The 18,440-nt window shown below is 66.8% G+C and carries 17 protein-coding genes and 1 pseudogene; 13 read left to right on the forward strand and 5 right to left on the reverse strand.

Features of this window, described 5'->3' with window-relative positions; all coding sequences use genetic code 11:
• Positions 1-2: 2 nt before the first annotated feature.
• Genes AC5WS8_RS32585 through AC5WS8_RS32605 form a run of 5 tightly spaced genes read right to left on the reverse strand, consistent with a single transcriptional unit; the run spans position 3 to position 4,386 of the window.
• On the reverse strand, positions 3-1,502 hold the full coding sequence (locus tag AC5WS8_RS32585) for an SCO6880 family protein (protein WP_496107110.1): 1,500 nt from the start codon (positions 1,500-1,502) through the stop codon (positions 3-5).
• A 33-nt stretch (positions 1,503-1,535) separates the two neighbouring features.
• Complete coding sequence (locus AC5WS8_RS32590; protein ID WP_496107111.1) at positions 1,536-2,840, reverse strand: hypothetical protein; 1,305 nt, start codon at positions 2,838-2,840, stop codon at positions 1,536-1,538.
• Positions 2,841-2,844: 4 nt separating this feature from the next.
• Complete coding sequence (locus tag AC5WS8_RS32595) at positions 2,845-3,228, reverse strand: hypothetical protein (RefSeq protein WP_366902725.1); 384 nt, start codon at positions 3,226-3,228, stop codon at positions 2,845-2,847.
• A gap of 37 nt (positions 3,229-3,265) precedes the next feature.
• Positions 3,266-4,027 (reverse strand): DUF8175 domain-containg protein, encoded by a 762-nt coding sequence (locus AC5WS8_RS32600; protein ID WP_496107112.1) that lies wholly within the window; start codon positions 4,025-4,027, stop codon positions 3,266-3,268.
• Between the two features lie 38 nt (positions 4,028-4,065).
• Entirely contained in the window at positions 4,066-4,386 is a 321-nt protein-coding gene (locus AC5WS8_RS32605) for a DUF8827 family protein (RefSeq protein ID WP_403822816.1), read from the reverse strand.
• A gap of 337 nt (positions 4,387-4,723) precedes the next feature.
• Between AC5WS8_RS32605 and AC5WS8_RS32610 the strand changes: the two genes are divergently transcribed.
• From AC5WS8_RS32610 to AC5WS8_RS32670, 13 genes and pseudogenes are all read left to right on the forward strand, one after another.
• The gene (locus tag AC5WS8_RS32610) at positions 4,724-5,779 is read left to right on the forward strand and encodes a M23 family metallopeptidase (protein ID WP_496107113.1); all 1,056 of its coding nucleotides are present in this window, start codon (positions 4,724-4,726) and stop codon (positions 5,777-5,779) included.
• Between the two features lie 20 nt (positions 5,780-5,799).
• Positions 5,800-6,480, forward strand: coding sequence for a hypothetical protein (locus tag AC5WS8_RS32615; protein ID WP_496107114.1), 681 nt, complete (start codon positions 5,800-5,802; stop codon positions 6,478-6,480).
• A gap of 75 nt (positions 6,481-6,555) precedes the next feature.
• Positions 6,556-6,774, forward strand: coding sequence for a hypothetical protein (locus AC5WS8_RS32620; protein WP_496107115.1), 219 nt, complete (start codon positions 6,556-6,558; stop codon positions 6,772-6,774).
• A 423-nt stretch (positions 6,775-7,197) separates the two neighbouring features.
• On the forward strand, positions 7,198-7,341 hold the full coding sequence (locus AC5WS8_RS32625; RefSeq protein WP_496107116.1) for a hypothetical protein: 144 nt from the start codon (positions 7,198-7,200) through the stop codon (positions 7,339-7,341).
• Between the two features lie 379 nt (positions 7,342-7,720).
• The gene (locus AC5WS8_RS32630; RefSeq protein ID WP_496107117.1) at positions 7,721-8,329 is read left to right on the forward strand and encodes a hypothetical protein; all 609 of its coding nucleotides are present in this window, start codon (positions 7,721-7,723) and stop codon (positions 8,327-8,329) included.
• A 323-nt stretch (positions 8,330-8,652) separates the two neighbouring features.
• Entirely contained in the window at positions 8,653-9,864 is a 1,212-nt protein-coding gene (locus tag AC5WS8_RS32635) for a DUF932 domain-containing protein (protein WP_366902719.1), read from the forward strand.
• Between the two features lie 234 nt (positions 9,865-10,098).
• The gene (locus AC5WS8_RS32640; protein WP_496107118.1) at positions 10,099-11,196 is read left to right on the forward strand and encodes a deazapurine DNA modification protein DpdA family protein; all 1,098 of its coding nucleotides are present in this window, start codon (positions 10,099-10,101) and stop codon (positions 11,194-11,196) included.
• A 697-nt stretch (positions 11,197-11,893) separates the two neighbouring features.
• A complete protein-coding gene (locus AC5WS8_RS32645; protein WP_496107119.1) occupies positions 11,894-13,567 on the forward strand; it encodes a hypothetical protein in 1,674 nt (557 codons plus the stop codon).
• A 654-nt stretch (positions 13,568-14,221) separates the two neighbouring features.
• A pseudogene (locus tag AC5WS8_RS32650) lies at positions 14,222-15,214 on the forward strand (DUF3427 domain-containing protein); the annotation flags it as partial.
• Positions 15,215-15,590: 376 nt separating this feature from the next.
• A complete protein-coding gene (locus AC5WS8_RS32655) occupies positions 15,591-16,451 on the forward strand; it encodes a hypothetical protein (protein ID WP_496107120.1) in 861 nt (286 codons plus the stop codon).
• Positions 16,452-16,790: 339 nt separating this feature from the next.
• A complete protein-coding gene (locus AC5WS8_RS32660; protein WP_496107121.1) occupies positions 16,791-17,144 on the forward strand; it encodes a hypothetical protein in 354 nt (117 codons plus the stop codon).
• A 74-nt stretch (positions 17,145-17,218) separates the two neighbouring features.
• On the forward strand, positions 17,219-17,476 hold the full coding sequence (locus AC5WS8_RS32665) for a hypothetical protein (RefSeq protein WP_496107122.1): 258 nt from the start codon (positions 17,219-17,221) through the stop codon (positions 17,474-17,476).
• Between the two features lie 247 nt (positions 17,477-17,723).
• The gene (locus AC5WS8_RS32670; protein ID WP_496107123.1) at positions 17,724-18,245 is read left to right on the forward strand and encodes a hypothetical protein; all 522 of its coding nucleotides are present in this window, start codon (positions 17,724-17,726) and stop codon (positions 18,243-18,245) included.
• Positions 18,246-18,440 lie beyond the last annotated feature (195 nt).

Here is an 18,440-nt window from a genome sequence, read left to right on the forward strand (position 1 = left end):
GGTCACCGCCGCCCTTCAGGAAGGATGCCGCCGACCAGGGGCAGCGTGTTCGCGAACGCGCGCCACTGCTCCTTGTCGCACCACTCCAGCGTCAGCTGGCACTTGGCAGCCGCGGCCCGGATGTCGTTCTTCTGCCGGATCAGCTCTTCCTTGTCCGAGCTGGTCACCGTGACCCAGCCCGTCAGCCGCACGCCCGAGGCTCCGGCAGCAATCTCCTCGACCGTCCCCGCCGCAGCGCGAATCTCCCGCCGCTCGCGAGGGTCCTGCAGCTTGCCTGGGGTGTCGTCGGCCTGGCCGATCTCTGAGGTCACGTCCGAGAGCGCCTCGGCCAGCGCCCGTTCCCCGGGGACGAGCTCCATCGTGACCCCGACGGTGTAAATCATGTCCTGGACGTAGAGCAGGAGCGGTGCCAAGAAGTTGACCCCGACCGGCATCGTCGGCCACTGCTTCACCCAGGCCGTCGCGCTGTACCACGGCTCGTCCGCCTCGAAGCCTCGGGCGGCGATGAGGGTCTCGTCCCGCGCGTCGACCTCGGCCGGCCAGGCCGTGGAGCGGTCCATGCCGCGGTTGTCGTCCAGCCAGTGCCCGGGCGCATAACTGTGGTGGAAGAGAGAAGACAGCGCCGCCTCGTCGAGGCTGCGAACCCAACGCAACTGGGCTCGGCCCAGGTTGCGGATGAATGTCTCGATCTCCTTGCCGAGGACGATGCCGTAACCCTCGGCCAGCGTGCTGTACCGGCTGGCCTCCTCGACGAGGTCACGGCTGTAGGGAATACCGAGCGCGAGGAAGAGCCGGCGGTCCTCTGCGGAGATAGCCACCCGCTTCAGTAGCTGCTCGTACGAGGCGTCGAGCCAGCTGGCCGCATTGGGGTCACGGCGTGTGGCGGCGTCGCGAATGTGAGCATTGGGATCCGTTGGGATGATCTTGGAAAGCCACTGCACGCGCTGGATGCGGCCCCCCGACTCGGCGGTACTGCGCAGCAGGAACTCCCAGGCGCTGATGAGGCTTTCCTTGTCCTCGGCGTCCAGGCCGCCGAAGTGCTTCATCCCCTCGACTTCGACCACGGCACTGAACATCGCCTCACTGGGTTGCAGCAAGACAGCGACGGTCCCGAATCCGGTCCGTGCCTCGAACCACTCCATGCTCGGGGGGACACCCGCCGGCGCTGTGACGGCGGCCGGACGCCCGTCGCCCCAGCGCCCGGCGAGCGGCGCGGTGGACCGGTACAGCAGCGAGCCGTTGCGCAGCCCCCGCCGGTATGAGCGCTGGATTTCGAACCATCGCAGGTAAGTACGCCCGCGGAAGGGGATGAGCACCGCCCAAGCGGTGAACAGGGCAACCCCGAGCGATCCGGCGATCTTGAGGGGAATTCCGGGCAGGGCTGCCAGCGAGATGACGGTTAGGACTGCTCCTGCGCCTAGGACCAACTGTTCGTCGGCCTCGAACTTTCGACCGAGGAATCCGCGCGGACGGGGCCTCGGGAACGTGAATGAGCGTGCCACTGCAAGCTCACCTCCAGTTCAGATGAGCCTGAGTCAGGCGGGGGATGAGGGGTCGCTGTCGGGCCACTCACTGGTCGGCGGGGGAGGAGGCGCCTCACCGCCGGACAGAGCGTTCGTCTGCGGGGTGGAAGCCTGTGGCACGTCGCTCGGTGTCGAAGACGACCCGCCTCTGCCGCCACCTCCACCGCTTCCGCCGCCTCCGGCACCGGGCTGGGGAGTTCCGCCCATGCCCCCAGCTCCACCAGTCTGGTCGGGACCCGGCTCAGAGCCACCGCCCGAGCCATCAGACAAGCCACCGCCCGAGCTCATGGCGCCTGCGTCGTCGTTGCCCATGTTGGCGGTGTCGAAGCCTTGGTCGACCGCGCCCTTGACTTCCTGCTCGGCCTCTTCCTTCTGCTCCTCGGCCTTCTGAGCGCCCATCACCCCAAGCCCAGCAGGGCCGGCTGCAGCTGTTGCTCCTGCTCCGGCGAGTTCGCCTTCGCTGCCGCCTCCGCCTACGCCTGGGACATCCGCGCCTCCGGAAGTCCCCTTGTCCTGCATCTCGTCATCACTGTTGCTCCCCCGTGCCTTGGACCAGGCCTCCTTGCCCTTCTGCATCGCCATGTCGCGGTGCTGGGCGAGGTTTTGGATCTCGTCACCGAACATCGGGATGAACTTGGAGACCTGCCAGGGCGCGAAGCCGGCGATGAGGAACAGCGCCAGGATGATCAGCAAAGTGCTCAGGATCTTGCCGAAGCCGGACGGGGGGTGACGGAACATGCCGCCGAAGAGGGCCGGAATCATGGCCAGGACCACCATCATGATCCACTTGGACATGATGATGCCCGTGATGATGCCGATGTACTTCTTGGTGTGACCCCACAGGTCTCTGTCCACTAGCCCGGCAAACACAACCGGGCCGAAGACTACGCCGGTCAAGATCAAGGCGTTTCGGGCGACGAGCATGAGGAACAGGCCGACCCCGACGGTCAGGAAGAAGAAGATCAGCGCCAGTGCGATGGGCAGCCCCACCCCGGAAGCTGCGAGCGCTGCAAGCAGCACTACGACGAAGGCTCCTGTCAGTGCCATGTCGGCGAGGAAGGGTCTGAACATGCTGATGGCCATTTCGTCGACGAGGTCGACGACGGTCGCGATGATCGCGGGCGCGAAGGCAGTGACGATCACCGAGAGCAAGAGGTGCCCGATGGACTCCCCAATGGCTGTGCCTGGGTTTACGCCGCGGGCGACGCGCTTCACGATGGCGATCAGCCAGGCGATGCAGGTGAAGATGGTCGCCAGGGCGAAGACCATGCTGTAGAGCTTGAGGAAGCCTGGATTGCTCCAGTCGATCTGCAGCACGGGATCACGTCCCGTCCGTGGCTATGGCCTCGATCAACTTGCCGATCGCTGGCGTGGACTTCTTGGCCAAGTAGCCAAGCGGGTCTGAGGCGAAGTCGATCGTGTCGCTTACGGCGCCGGCTGCGTCGCTCACGCTGCTGACTGCACCGTCTACGGCGTCTCCGGCCACCTCGCAGACCTTTTTGGCCTTGTCACACACCCACTTCGCACCATCGACCGTCTTGTCGATGACCTTGTTTCCGGTGTCCTTGATGTCCTTGCACAGGCCCGCTGGCAGCACGCACGGCAGATCGATGCCTCCGAGCGCGGGGGCCTTGGCAGGAACTGCTGCTGGCGCCGCTGCGGCCGGGGTCGCGAGCATGGTCGACCCGGCCACCACGGCGATCACCAGGCTGAGGAGGAGTGCTGACAGGCGGCACGTAGCGTTAGCCCACATACGGCGGCGCATCGAACTCCTCCTCAGCGGTGCGGAAGGTCTGCATCGAGGACGGCGAGGAGCCATCCGACTGCAGCGGGGTGGGGCCGTCGACGGAAGCGATGGATGTGACCTTCCAGTCGCCATCACGCCACTGGAGGTTGTAGGTGTAGGTGGTCCAGCTGGCGGAGACGGGCAGCTTGGCCTTGTCCGTCGGGACCCCGGCTATGGAGGTCATCCACACGTCGACCGAGGCCACTTGATCCGAGTAGCTCGTCACCCGGGTTCCCAGACACGCCGATCGCAGCAGTAGCCCGGAGGCCTTGGGATCCTGGAGGCCGAAGCCCGCGATGAGCTCCGCGGTGGCATGATCGTCCTGGCTGATCTGGCTCGCAACCGAGGCGGGCGCCATGATCTGCCCGATCAGCTTGTCCCGGTACGGCTTGTTGGTGATGTACGACCGACTCGAGCGTGCGATCTCGAAATTCGCCGCCGCAGCCGCCGCACCATCCTTTGACTGGGGATAGCCCACGGGCACACCGACTGCCTTGGCCGTGGGTTTGGTCTTGCCGCCGCTACCACCCGGCTTGCCAGGCGCCTGAGACGCGGCCGCCGTGCCGGGCTTGTCGCCCCCGGAGGAGCCGCCACCCTGCCCGGTCAGCGAAACCAGCAGAGCGACGAAAAGGACCGCAGCGGCGAACACGCCAATAAACAGACGCAGCTGAGGCCGGCGCCTCCCCGAGTCGGCACTCGTGGACTCGGAGACCAGCATCCGAGTTCCTGCCGCGGGGGTCTTCGCCTTCTTGGGCATCAGACCCCCATGCCGAAGACGATTCCGAAGAGCGTCGACATGGAGGCGACGAGGAACAGGCCCGCCAACGCGCTAATCACCATGGTCTTGCCCTGCTTGACATCCATGGTGTTCTGCTGGGAATTCCCGACACGGATCTGCCAGGCGCCCCAGATCGCCATGCCGAAAAGGATCAGCACCACGGCCGCCATCAGAACCTGGATGATCGTCCGTGCCTTTGAGCCGACCGCGCTGAACGGTCCCCAGTCGGGGCTCAGTCCGTTCACGAGGTCGCCTACGCCGCCCGCCAAAGTGGTGGCGTCCTGTATGGCCCCGACCATGCCTACCTCCCTGCTGACTCGGCGCCCTGCAACCGCAAGAGCGCCGAACTGTTGCCACTTGGTCCGAAAAGCAGGAAAGAATTCGCGCAGTACGGATAGTCGAGGTCCAGTTCCCGCCACGCGGGAGGAGCTTGACTATTCGCTATTGGCGTGAAGTAAAGTCCCGCCTTGGATTCTTCGGACACCTCCGTGACTAGCTGACGGCGCACGACGTTAGAGGCCAATTCAGCACGCATCGCAGCCCTTTCCGCCTGACGGGCACGATGCACTGTCGCTGCCCGCACCACGGGAAACCCGCTCCTGGAGCGGCCCGTCCAGCGGGACGCTCGGAGGGTAAATGCGGAAAGCACCGCTGATCGGAATAGCCGTCCTGCTCAGTCCAGCCATCGCGGTGCTCGCGCTCGTGCTCCTGCTTGCTGGTGCCAGCGGCTCAGACACCAGTGACATGTCTGCGACAGCCGCCAGCCAGTGCGTCGTCAAGGCATCCACTGCTGATGGACAGACTGCACAACGCCCTCAGGTTCCGCTGAGCCCACGCGGAGACCAGACGCAGCCGTCCTGGAACGAAGAGCAAACCAAGAACGCGGCCGTCATCACCAACGTCGCCCGGACACGGAACCTCAAGCCTCGCGCCGCAGTAATCGCCGTCGCCACCGCCATGCAGGAGTCAACCCTGCGCAACCTCCACAACGGAGACCGTGACAGCCAAGGACTCTTCCAACAACGCCCCAGTCAGGGGTGGGGTACTGCCGCCCAGGTAACAGACCCCATCCACGCGTCCAACAAGTTCTACGACGCACTGGTGAAGATCCCCAACTGGGACGCGAAAGACCTGGCCCACGTAGCCCAAGGCGTTCAACGGTCCGGCTTCCCCGACGCCTACGCAAAGTGGGAGACAAGCGCTGGCAAGCTCGTCGCCCAGGTATGGGGAGCGGACGTCATCGACTGCGAGCAGGCCGGCGGCGACGGCAATACGGCGAAAGCCTCGGGCGCATGGCAGTCCCCGGTCGGCATCAAGGCCACCCACAACTACCAGGCGGGAGGATCGATGTGGTCCTCCGGCAGGCACACCGGAGTGGACTTCCCTGTCGCCACCGGCACAGAAGTCCACGCCGTCGGAAACGCCACCGTCATCGAGGCTGGATGGGGCGGGCGCTACGGCAACAACGTCGTCCTGAAGATGTCCGACGGCAGTTACACCCAGTACGCCCACCTGTCACGCGTTGACTTAAAGAACGGCCAGGCCGTCAAGGCAGGCCAGGTCATTGGCCTCAGCGGCGCCACGGGAAACGTCACCGGACCGCACCTCCACTTCGAGGCACGGACCGGACCTGCCTACGGCAGCGACATCGACCCCGTGAAGTACATGCGCGAACGCGGCATCACCATCTGATCACATCCCTGAGGAGCACCATGAGCGCCCAAACCCCCGGCACACGCAAGCCCCGCAGCATCTCCACCCACCTGGCCATCGGTTCCAACACCGTGACGGTTGACGGCAGCGCCATCCCTATCCCTGCAGGGCGCACCCCCACCGAAACCGCCCTCGCTCACCTCAGGTCCCGCGCCCGACCCGAGCTGATCCTGCGAGCACACATCGAACAGGAAGGCTCATCTGAGACCCTGCACCTCCCCATCACCCCGCCGGACCAGACGCCACCGGCTCGTCCACTCCCCGCCGGCCTCGCGCCCGAGCTTGAGGAGCGTCTGATGGTCACCAGCCAACTCGCCACAAACGGCGCACACACGGCAGCGGCCGATCACGCACAGAGTCTCGTCATCGACCTGACCATGCAGTACGGCGCCGAACACCCGGTCACCCTCCACGCCGCCGAGGACTGGGCGCACCTTGCCTGGCTCACCGGGAACTTCGAGGCTGCCGCTGAAACGTGGCTTTGGCTCGCGGAAACCCGAAACGAGGAGAACAACCCCTGCCTCACCCTCCTGTGCGCCGACAACGCCGTCGCCTCATGGCGCCGCCAGCGGCCCGAAAGTGCAGCTCAAAGCCGACACGCGCTCGCCGAAGGAATGGCCCGGCTGGGCCTGCTGCGCCACCACGCTGCCCTGACCGCAATACCAGAGAGCACGGGCTGATCCAAGTCCCGTATGATCTATTGACTTTCACGGCTGGCACACGATGCCCGGCCCCGAGCAGAGGGGAGAACAGTGGTGCGACGGAGAATCACCTTCGCCGAGCTCGTGATGGTGGTCGGCCTGCTCTACTTCGCCGTGACCATCGCGCTCGGCGCCACCTACCTCGGCAGCGGCTGGAATTGGCGGGTAGTCGCGCCGGACGGCTGGTACTCCCTGCTCGGATACGCCGCAGCCACAGTCTTCATCGCGAAAACCTGGAGGCACCGGCGGGGCAATGCCTCGCGCAAGCCCTAGCTGGCACGCCGGCCGTGGCGGACCACGGCTGGCGCGCGCTACTCTGGTGAACCGACGGGCCAGCAACCCCTTCCAGGCCGCGACAGTATCGATCGCGGTGCCTCGAGCACTTGGTGCAGGGGCGGTTGCTGGCCCTCGCCATTTCGCAGGCCCTCTGCCGCGTCCTCTTCGCCCCGCTCGGCGCGGGGCGCCTGCGCCCTTCAACAGCGCCGTACGGGACGGGTACAGCCATTCTGGCCGCCGCTCCTCGCGCGTCCAGTTCTGCGAGTGCAGACTAGGTGCCTAGACCAAGTTCAACTGATGGAGGCTCCCTTGTCCACAGCAGCTGGGACCAGCCGTACCCGACGCCTGGCGCAGCATCCCATCCGAGCTCGCACGTTCCGAAGTCGAGCCGCGGCGGTTGCGGCAGCACTAAGCCTCTCCGTGGCCGTCGGCATCACAGTCAGCAGCGCGCTACCGACCAGCGACTCCAGCCTGGAAACGCCCGGAGATCCCGCCTGGGACTCTGCCGGCCATGCCGTGCTCGCCGACCCGGCCTGGGACAGCCCGATCAAGCCGCTGCAATAGCACGATGAGTGGAGTGTGGTCCACTCCTTTCAGGACCGCGGCGTCTCTGCAGGCAGACCGCCCCAAGGAAGACACCCAGGCCAGGCCACGCCGCTCGACACGGTGAGAGACGCGCGATCCACTCGCGCGTCCGCACCCGGCTCCCAACAGGCCACCCGCAAGGTCCGGCACGCACAGGGCGCTCACGCGACGAGATACGCCGAGTACTGATCCTGCCCCTCAGTCGGCCTACGTTCCGGATTCCCTTCTTGACACGCCTCCGGAAGTTCCAATCCGTCAAAGGCGAGGAACGCATTGAATTGAGTTCGCAGTTTACATAGTTTGCGGGTCATTGTCGTGAGGACGACAAGCCTCGACTCTCCTTGCAACGGAGCATCTCGTGACCTTGGCAGCAAACATCTCGGTCCCTCATGGCGCCGATCAATCCACACCCGCTTCTACCGGGTCCTACGCGCTGTACGCCGAACGCGACGGCATCGCCTTCGGCTGGACGTTCAGCGACATGCTCGATACTCCTGAAGCCGCCCGTGCCCTACTGCCTGCCGTACGCCGCGAACTGGCCACGCTCAACGAGGCAGGGCACTTCCACGGCACGAGCTACATCCACTTGCTTCACCATGCAGCGACAGGTTGCGATTGCCTGGCAACGGAGGCCCCTGACGAGGGCTGCCGAGTGCTGGAGACCTTCGCCCCGCGTGAAGCAGCAACCGGGGAGGAGGACAGGGACGCGGCACAGGTATGGGCCACCGCCGCCGCGGTGAAGGAAGGCGGCAGTACGCCCGCCGCTGAAGGTGTCTCTTGGGACGACTACCCGATCCGTATCTCTGAGGACCCCGCCAAGCACGACTTCGAGCTGATTCACACTGGCTGTGGCCAGCGACTGTGCGACGTCGAGCACGGCGACACGCTTCCGCCCCTTGTCGGGATGGTCGAGGACCACGCCGCGAAGTGCCGAAGGCACCGCGTGCAGCCGCCAGGCAAGTCCTAAGTCGGGGAACGTCTAGCGGTGCGGGCTTCTGCGGCGGCCCGCACCAGCAAGGGGGAGCCGCAGTACCTCGGGCGGCTCCCCGTAGCTCACCTGGGTACGGCGGAGCTGGCAAGAAGAGGCCGGCGGCGTTGCCGCGCGGGCCGCCTTGCCGAGGCCAGACCGTTGGACCAGTGGGGGCGGGCTCCTCACCAACTGAGGCTGGGTTTCCGCCCGATCCAGTGCCGCGCTGACCGGTCCGAACATCTATTGAATGACAATGCTTCATTAAATAGTTTGCAGCTGTGGCCGGGAAGTCCGGACACGCTGAGACGGAGGAACAGAAGATGGATTTCGACCTCAACACGCTGTTCGCTGCGGAGCCCCAGGGCGGCACGGCGGCCGGGACGATCGCGCGCGTCGCACCCACGGTGGAAGGCATCACGGGAGCGCGGAACGCAACCCTTGACGACATGGTGTCCCTGCTGCGTGCCCAGCGGGACTCGAAGGTGGACATCGTCACCTCCGCCTCCGACCTGCGAATGGAGGGTGGGATGCTTCGAATCGCCGGCGACCCGACAGCGATCACCGCGCACGGCGTGGGGCGCGCGGAGACGCTGCTCCTGCCGACGGAGGTCCTCGACGAGCAGGCTGGTGCCAAGCTGGGCATCCCCGTCGGCTACCTCAAGAAGACCCGGCGTGAGCAGATAGGCCTGTACGACGCGAACATCAACGGCTGGCTCGCGAGCGCGCCGAGCCGCAAGTTCATGGTTCGCACCCTCCAGGACCGCAGCAGGGGAACCGGCGTGGCACGCGCCCTGCTGAGTGACAAGTACAAGGTGATGGACAACCTCGACGTCCTCGTAGCCGCGTTGGACGGCATCCACCAGGCCGGGCACCCGGGCGAGGTCACCAGCTGCGACCTCAGCGACCGCAGGATGTACGTCCGCATCGAAGCGCCGCAGGTCGCAGTCGCCGCCCGCGAGCTGCTCAAGGACTACCGGTCCCCGTTCTCCGGCCAGACTGGAGCCGAACTCCCCGAAGTTCACGCCGGGCTGGTCATCACCAACTCCGAGGTCGGCTGCGGAGCCGTCAGCATCATCCCGCGAGCGGTGTTTCGGGTCTGCCGCAACGGCATGACGATCGAGCAGGACACCATGCAAGCGGTCCACCTCGGCGCCCGGCTGGAGGAGGGCACGATCGACTGGTCCGTGGCAACCCAGACCAAGGAACTCGAACTCATCACCTCCAAGACCGCCGACGCCGTCGCCCACTTCCTCTCCCACAACTACGTCGAGAAGGTCATCGAACGCATCACGGAGAGGGCCGCCACCGAGATCAACGACCCGGGCGCGACCGTGAAGGAAGTCACCAAGCAGCTCAGCATTCCGGACGAGACCGCCGACGCCATCCTGCGCCACTTCATCAAGGGCGGCCAGACCACAGCCGGCGGAGTCATGCAGGCCTTCACCTCTGTCGCCCAGACCATCGAGGATGCTGACGCAGCCCACACCCTCGAAGCCAAGGCCCTCGACGCCCTCGCCCTCGCCGCGCGCTGACACGAAGCCCCTGAGTCGGGGCCCCACATTGCGGGGCCCCGACTACCCCGACCCATCACCGAGGTTGAGCAGCACACGCATCGGCCTGCCGGTGCACGGCAGCGGCAGCTGGCATCAAACGCCCACTGCACAGGCACGGACATCGGTGCCCGCCACGCGAAACACAGCCAGCGGGCGCCAAGGCCCCGCCCTCGCTCTCACTAGCCCAGCCCTTCCCCAGCGACGGAGATCACGTTGATTCGCGACGAAGTCATGACCACGGCCCAGTTCACCAAGGTGCCGGCCACCCCAAGGTGGCGCCTTCTGCCCGAGTGGACGCCGCTGCCCGAAACATGCACCTGCGCCCCTTGCAACCGTTACACCTGCGGGCACTGCCGACACGATCAGTGCGAGGACTGCGGCATGTGCGCCATGTCGCCGTGTCTGTGCTGGTGCGAGTACGGCCTTGGCTTCGCCCCGAGCGACTGCCCGCCCGATGGGCCGATGTTCTGGCTTGGCGGCCATCACGCGAACTGGTTGTCGACCTGGAACGTCCCGATGTGCGTATCCCGGAACACCCTAGTTGGCATGGCCCGACTGCCTCGCGCTGCCGAGAGCTGGATGTGCGACTCCGGCGCCTTCACCGAGATCGACCGAAACGGCGCCTGGACCGTCAGCCCCCTCCAGTACGTCCGCGACCTGTACCGGTTCCGCGACGAGATCGGCCGTATGCGCTGGGCTGGGCCGCAGGACACGATGTGTGAGCCTGACATGGTCGCCAAGACCGGCCTGTCCGTGGCACGCCACATCGACCTCACGGTTGGCAACTTCATCGACCTCATGTCGATCGATGACTCCCTCGCTATCTACCCCACCGTCCAGGGCTGGAAGGTCCCCGACTACGTCCGCTGCGTTGAGGAATACGAGCGGCGCGGCATCGACCTGAAAGCCTTCCCATGGGTTGGCGTCGGCTCCGTCTGCCGGCGCACCAACGTCCGCGACGTATACGCGATCCTCTCCACGCTCGCCGATATGGGCCTTCGCCTGCACGGCTACGGGCTCAAAGGCGACGCGCTCGCCACCTGCGCAGAATTCCTCGCCTCGGCCGACTCCCTCGCCTGGTCCGCCGACGCCCGCTGGGCGGCCACCAAGACCGGCCCGCTGCCCGAATGCGTCGGCAAGCATAAGTCTTGCTCCAACTGCATCCGCTGGGCAATGCGCTGGCGCGAACGGATCATCGCGTCAGTGCGCAGTCCCCGACAGACCACCCTGTGCCTGAAGGCTGAGCCTGGACAAGACCGACCTTGGCATCCTCTTGCCGTAACCCCCGGAGACCTTGTGGATTGGCATTGATCACGAGGCGACCCCGATCAGCCCATCCATTGAATTGTCCCACGCCGGTTCCCGCTGAGGAGGCCGCCCCGGGCTGCCTCAGGGCCAACTGCCCCATCAGGCCGGGCGCCTGCACCCATCAGCCAAGATCGCCCCCGGCAGCAGTCGGGGGCGATTCTACTATTCACGGAGAAAGCCATGCCGACTTACGAGACGTCGCAGCGCTTCGCGTCTGATCTCGCCAGGCTCACCCCAGCACAGCGCCAGAGATTCCAGCGAGTGGTGCTCGAGGAATTCGTCCCAGATCTTGAATCCGGCCTGTTTCGTCCAGGACTGCGGATCCGGGGCCTACAGGTGGCGCGTGGGGTATTCGAGCTGACATGGGGCCCGAATGGCCGCGCCACCTGGGCATACGGACCCGAACGCCTCCGCGGAGCCCGCCATGTCGTATGGAGGCGAATAGGAACCCACGCGATCCTCTGCCGTCCCTGAGCACCACTGCCCGGCATCGCGAAGGAAAGGAAAAGCGGCCACCAAGAAGGGCGGAGATGCTGCCCGGGAAGCCGTAGTAAGGCGTCTGCCGCGGGGGCATATTCGCAGGTCAGAGCGCCTTTGCCCCCTAGTTTTATTGAATAGGAACCTTTAATTAAATAGTTTGCAGGTGTGGCCAGGAGGGCGGCCGGAAGAAACCGACAGGGGAGGGGCTCAGATGAGCGCGATGACCGCGACACCTACCGCGGAAGTCACGGATGAGGAGGGGCGTCCGTACGCCAACGGCTTCCGGCCGGCCGTGTTCGAGTGGGACGGGTGGACCTGTGCCGACTGCACCGTCTGCGGAGCCGGTGCGACGTGCGCGGACTGCAAGGACTGCACGGCCTTCGCCGCGCCGTACCCCCCGCACTGGGCGCGTGATTGGCAGGAGGGCGAGCCGGAGCGCGGAGTCGAGGCATTCGGCGGCCCCGGCGGCATGTCCGCCGGGCGCGGCCTGGTCGACGATGGCGGCGACTGGGCGCTCATCGAGAACAACCGGGACGCGGCGGCCACAGCCCGGGCAGCTGGTCACTGGGTCGTGGAGGCGGACATCAGGACGCTCGACCCCCGCCATCCTGCCCTGCGTTGCACGCGCCGATTCCACGGATCGCCGCCGTGCCAGACCCTCTCCGACGCGGGTAAGCGGTCCGCGTGGAACAGCGATGAGATCTCGGAACTGCAGTCGATCATGTGGCAGGCCAGCGAGGCGTTCGGCTTCCTGGAGGTCGACGACCTGTGTTCCCTCTACGGCGGCCCGCACGGCTACTTCGGCGACGTGCTCGACGGCATGGAGGACCACCCAGACGCTGACGGGTGGGGAGAACAGTGCGGTGGTGGTCTCCTTCCCCCCTGCATGACCCCCGCCCAGTTCCGTGAGTGGGCCGCCTCGGTGGTGTCCGACGAGCGCACGGCGCTGATGGCCGAGATGCTGATCTGGCCCATGTGCCTGGTGCAGATCGGCGCCCCCCTGGTGTCGATCACCATGGAGCAGTCAGCGAACTTGCTCCGGCAGACCCCGGCCCTGGCCGAGGCCATACAGTCCGAGATCACCAGCGTGGAGGGCTTCGGCTGGGCGTGGTGCTCCTGGCAGATCATGGACGCGGCCGAGTACGGAGCGGCCACCCACCGGGAGCGCGCCTGGATGGTGGCGACCCGTTACGGGCAGCCCCGGTACGCCGAACACGTGGACGGCGAGGCAGCTGCCCGCGAGATGTGGGCACACATACTCAAGCGCACCGGCGAGCTGCCCGACTGGGCGCCAGAGCTCGACCGTCGCATCGAGCCCTACCAGGGCCGCCCCGCGCTTCCGGTCGTCACCGTGGCCACCGCGCTGAACCTCCCCGAAGACTGGTGGGCCGACACGCGCGGCAAGCGGAAGCTGAACCCCAAGACGGGCAAGCCCTTGGGTGGCGGCAGCTTCCCCCTCAACGACGTCGGGCAGTGCGTCACCGCACCCTGGTATGGAATCCGCTTCCGTCCCGCGGACGTCCCCCAGGGAGAAGGCACCACAAAGATCACCTTGTCGGATCTTGGAGTCCTCGTAGGCTTCCCCCGGGATTACCCGTGGACCTACATCCCGACCCGCGCCGGCGCGAAGGGAATCCGGAACATCGCCCAGATGATCGCCGACGCTGTGAGCAAGTTCGTGGGCGCGGCCGTCTCAGCCGCGGTCCAGGGCGAGGACTGGTATGAGCCGGTCGCCGACTACCAGGCGACGCTGTACCAGCTCGATGTGCCCCCTCAGGAGCGCACCGCGCTCCGCGCGACACTCCCTTCGGAGGCGGGCGCCGTGCAGGGAGCTGTATCCAGCCCGTGGCATCCACTCGCCGTAACCCCCCGCGAGCTGATCACCTGGCACTGACCCCGCCGACGAGCCCGGGCGTCACAGCCCGGGCCCCGTCGATGGGAAACCCGGCGGCCCTGGGCAGCACCGAACTCGCCACCCGCGACGGCCGCTCGTGGACCCTCCGCCCGCGCCACGCTTCGGAGGCGCTGAGGGCCGCAATGGCCGGAAGCATCACCGGCTTGAGGTTTCCGCGCAGCTCGTCGGGCGCCTCCGTGGCGCGCCGCCACTGTGCAATGCATGCAAGAGGCAGCGGGATCCCCCGCAAAGCCGGGTGCCAAGTCTGAGGATCACACCGACGGTCCCTCGCCGCTGCTGTGCGCACGCGCCGGGTGCATCAGCGGCAGCAGCAGCACCTGCAAGAGGAGAGCGGCGTGGGGTTCAGTCGGGGCTTTCCTTTTCCTACGCCAGCCAAGATCAGCGCACGGCCTTCCGGATCTATGACTTTCATTGAATGAGAGCTGTGAGAGGCATAGTTTGCAGGTGATCGCGGGCTGCAGAAACGCCGCAGCAGACCCGCTGCATCACGCCACGAATGGACCCGAACGCCCCACGGTCGGCCGGTGCGCCTGGTGGAAGCGCCACCGGCCCTGTGGCACCCGCACGGAGACTCCGATACGAAAGGGAAACAGATACATGCCCCACACCGAACTCGACAAGCCCACCGGCGCCAGCCAGACAAGGCCGACCGTGAGCAACCTTGCGCAGGAAGCTAAAGCCCACGGCGTCACCCAGCTCTCCGACTTCCTTCAACGGACCGGCCGCGACATCACCGATCTGTACCGGGGCAACACCTCATGGACGGCCGTCCTGAGGCGCGCAGACCTTGCAACCCACCCCTCCGCGCCAGGGGAACAGGACCTGCTCAAGCGCATGCACGTCTTCCTCCACGCCGACGACACTGAACGCGCGGAGACCTACACGCGGCTCGTGGCCGACGATGCGACCCCCTACGAAAGCCTCCCGGAGCGGGACAAGACCCTCGCCCGGATGCTCTTCTTCAACCTTTGGGACAAGGCCGGAGGGTTCACCTCCTACGAGGAAGGCCTCGACGCCCTCCGCAAGCAGCCCGCCGTGCGAAGCGAAATCCGTCAGATCCTCACCCATCTGATGCAACGCAGGTCGCTGCGTCCTGCCGCGCGGCTGGCAGGACCCCACGCCCACATCCCTATGAGCGTCCACCACGCGTACAACCGCTCTGAAATCCTCGCCGCCCTGGGCGTGGCCCGCCTCGGTGGACAGCTCCCCGGTTTCTTCGCCCAAGGCGTCCTGTGGGACGCGGCGAACAAGACAGACGCACTGCTGATCACCCTGAACAAGAGCGAACGCCACTTCTCACCAACCGTCCGGTACAAGGACTACGCCCTGAGCCGCACGCGGTTCCACTGGGAGTCACAGAACTCGACCGCGAGCAGCTCACCCACGGGTCAGCGATATCAGCAACACGCCCAGCAGGGCACCCACGTTCTGCTCTTCGTGCGTGTCAACAAGGACACCCCCATCGGTAAGGCACAGCCGTGGATACTGCTCGGTCCCGCGACATACGAACAGCACACAGGCAGCAAGCCCATGGCGATCACCTGGCGCCTTCACCAGCCACTCCCCGACGACGTGTGGGCCTCCCTCCCCAGCACCGAGGAGTCGGCTTCGGTGTCTGAGCGCTAAGCACGCCCCGACGGCACCGCGACCTAGAGACGCGGTGCCGTCGGCCGTCAGCCTTGCTCGCACTCTCGCCGAATTGCCGCGCCCGACGAGGGCGCGGAACTCACCGACGACCTGGACCACTGAGAAACAACGCGCGCATGCCCAGAGAGGATGGCGAACGATGACGGCCGATCGTCGAGTACGCGGCCGGGCGGCCATTCGCGTGGGTGCACGACCAGATCAGCGACGTGGACCGCGCATACGTGGATCAACACCACCCGGGCCCGGTCCTGCCGCACCGCGTAGACCCGCGCAAGGTCCTAACCGAAGACGACTTCGCAGTGCTCGCAAACTGGGCAGCAAGCATCAGCACTCACAACACTCCCGGAGCACACCAATGACCAAGCAGACCAAGGTATTCACCGCTGACATCGCCGAGCGCGCCGTGCGCATCACCTGGCCTGACAACGACTGCGGCGGGGCCACGCCGCCACCGGACGGCTGGCAGGACCGAGCATGGGGACAGGAGCCGACACTGCACGAAATCGACGAAGGATCGGTCTCAGGCTGCTCGATCCTGCGCTGGCGGGAGGACCCGCGTTCGGACGCAGAGTTGATCGCGGCGTCGCTGGCCCTCGTCACCGATAGCCCGCACGCTGCCCTGCCAGCCGCCGGACCCCAGAAAGAGGATCGTGATGTCGCCGGGTTGCGCCGCTTGCTGGCCGCGATCCCCAAGGCTCTGGAGGCCGAGCACGCGGCCGGCTGTCGGGCTTTCGGCTGTCGATGTTGCTGTGACCGGGCTCAGGACTGTCAGGACTGCGGGCGGTGCGTGTGCTGGCGCGTCGAGTGCTGCGCACAGGTGGCCATCGACGGAGCACGCGCACGGGCCCGCAAGGCCGCGCTGCGGGCACTCCTGGACGGGGTAGGCCCCGCGATGCTGACGGAGTGGCGGGAGACCATTGCTGATGCCGAGGAGGCTGCCCTGCGGTGCACGATCGCACGTCGGGTCCGTCTCCTCTTGGCGGCCGACAGCCGCCCGTACGCGGAGGCCGTTTTCAGCGCCGGTGACTTCGGTCGCCTGGGGATGGGCCACGCCGACTACAGCACCCGCGACGTGGGGCTGTACGTGGATGGGCACCGAGACCCCGTCAAGGTGGTCGACTTGGACGACGCGGTGCTGTCGGCCACGCTCGGCACGCTCGCCGGGCTGCTGCGTGCCGACATGGGCGCGGACCTCTCCGTCGACCTCACCGACTGAACTGCCTTCAACGAGCGGCGGGGCGCGGCTTGGGGCTGCCCGCCTGCCTGCGTTGGCCCGTGCCGGGTGGCTGGGTGAAAGCGGCGGGCCGCTCGGAGGCGCGTGAGAGTCTATTGAATTATGTCGCTCGCTTGAATAGTTTGCATGTGTCGGGGCGGGGTGGTGACAACCCCCTGAGCCGCTCCGCCCCGGCACCTACAGCGCGGTGATTCCCAACGCGCGCCCCTTCAACCAGCGCTGACCACCCGACAGACGGGCGGGCCGGATCACAGGATCCGCCCGCCCGTCGTACCACCCGGTGAGAGCACGCCGGGCCGATCACACACCAGAGGAACACCCGTGAGCACTGCTACCACTCCCGCTCCGTACGACCCGGCGCCGGGCACCGAGTACAGCTACGCCCTGTCGGACTACGCGCGAGCCACGGCCCGCGCCCTGGGGGCCGGCTGGGATGCCGAGTCGGGCTACCTCGGCGCGTGGGGCCTGATCTTCACCACCGATGACCGCGTCTCGCTGCGCCTGTACGTCGACGGTAACGGCTCCGTCGGCGACCTGGTGGTCGAGAACCGGAAGACCGGCGAGGACCACCTCGTGCCCGCCTCCCGCCTCCCCGAGGGCGCTCCCAACACCCCCGACGAGATGCGCGAGTGGGGCGAGGCCCTCGCTCTGTTCGTCCTCTGGCTTCACCTGTAGGCGGTCGCGCCCCGGGGCCTGGATGTACGAGCCGCCCCGGGGCGCGACGCATCACCCCGAAGGGAACACTCCTGATGTCCACGCTGCTACTGGGCCGTTGGGACCACGGCGGAAACCTCGTGATCGAGGAGTCCCACCAGGTCGAAGACGGCGACCAGGACACCATCGACGGACTCGTCAACGACCAGGACAACGACGACGGCATGGCCTGGGCCTGCGCGTTCGATGTCGACTCCCACAGTGTCGCCGTCCAGCGCGCGTACGACGAGTCCGTACGCGACCAGGGCGGCCGACTCATCGACGAGGCCGAAGGCTTCGATCCCGCCGACTGACTGACTGCCGCCAGCACCGGGCGGCGCCCCGGCCACCTGCCGGGGCGCGACGCAAGCACCGCCCGCCGTGGATGACCTGGACGCCGGGATTGAGGACGCCTGGGGGCTGCCCGCCGACTTCAACGCCAAGGCCCCCTACGGGGCATGGGGGCAGGTCTTGACGCGCTGCTGGCGACGCTGCGAAGTCCGGCAGCACCAGGTCCCGGCCCCAATCCCCGTACGTAAGTACCCAAGGAGAACACTCCTCATGAGAACGCCGGACACGGCCGCAACGCCTACTGCTCTCGTCTCCGACTGCACGGCCGCCCTGAAGGCGTGGCGGTACGCCTATGAGAAGCGCAACGCCGACAGGGTGTTCCTGCGCGCGCTGCGCCCCCTTTACGAGGTGGTGTGCGCCCTGCTGGCCGCCGCTTCCACCGGCGGCGAACCGCTCACCTTCGAGGCGCTGCACGGGATGCCGCAGCCCGCGCAGGGCTTCTACTCGGAGCTGATCGACGCGTCTGAGTGCCTGGCCGAGCTGATCGAGGACCATGACCCGAACCGCATGGCCTACCGGCACGCGTGCCTCGTACTGATCGGGGACGCCCTGGGCGCGCTCCGCGACACGAGGTACGTGGCGTACGTGGCCGCGTGCCCCTGCCGGGAGTGCCATGGGCAACTCGCGGAGCGTCCCCACGTCGAGCCGGACCCACACTGGCAGGGCCACGCCGAAGGTCTGGCCGTGCGCCGGAGCATCGAACCGCCGCCGAGCAACCGTCGGCGCGCGTAGCGCACAGACGGCCGTGGGGTCCTGTCTGGGATTCCGGCGCATTCATTGAATGGAGAGCTTTAGGAACTTAGTTTGCATGTGTGGGGGGCGGGGTGGCGACCCCCCCGCTGCTCCGCCCCGAAGGAGGAAGGGCCCCTTGCTCGTGACTGGCATACCTGCTGCCGACTACCCGTCTGTCGCCGCTGTGTTCGCCCC

It is taken from the genome of Streptomyces sp. PTL18, assembly GCF_059510295.1.

Excerpts from the sequence above, each read along its gene's own strand:
- AC5WS8_RS32600 (WP_496107112.1), bottom strand. The coding sequence starts at position 4,027 with ATGCTGGTCTCCGAGTCCACGAGTGCCGACTCGGGGAGGCGCCGGCCT.
- AC5WS8_RS32605 (WP_403822816.1), bottom strand. The coding sequence starts at position 4,386 with ATGGTCGGGGCCATACAGGACGCCACCACTTTGGCGGGCGGCGTAGGC.
- AC5WS8_RS32610 (WP_496107113.1), top strand. The coding sequence starts at position 4,724 with ATGCGGAAAGCACCGCTGATCGGAATAGCCGTCCTGCTCAGTCCAGCC.
- AC5WS8_RS32615 (WP_496107114.1), top strand. The coding sequence starts at position 5,800 with ATGAGCGCCCAAACCCCCGGCACACGCAAGCCCCGCAGCATCTCCACC.
- AC5WS8_RS32635 (WP_366902719.1), top strand. The coding sequence starts at position 8,653 with ATGGATTTCGACCTCAACACGCTGTTCGCTGCGGAGCCCCAGGGCGGC.
- AC5WS8_RS32645 (WP_496107119.1), top strand. The coding sequence starts at position 11,894 with ATGACCGCGACACCTACCGCGGAAGTCACGGATGAGGAGGGGCGTCCG.
- AC5WS8_RS32655 (WP_496107120.1), top strand. The coding sequence starts at position 15,591 with ATGACCAAGCAGACCAAGGTATTCACCGCTGACATCGCCGAGCGCGCC.
- AC5WS8_RS32665 (WP_496107122.1), top strand. The coding sequence starts at position 17,219 with ATGTCCACGCTGCTACTGGGCCGTTGGGACCACGGCGGAAACCTCGTG.
- AC5WS8_RS32670 (WP_496107123.1), top strand. The coding sequence starts at position 17,724 with ATGAGAACGCCGGACACGGCCGCAACGCCTACTGCTCTCGTCTCCGAC.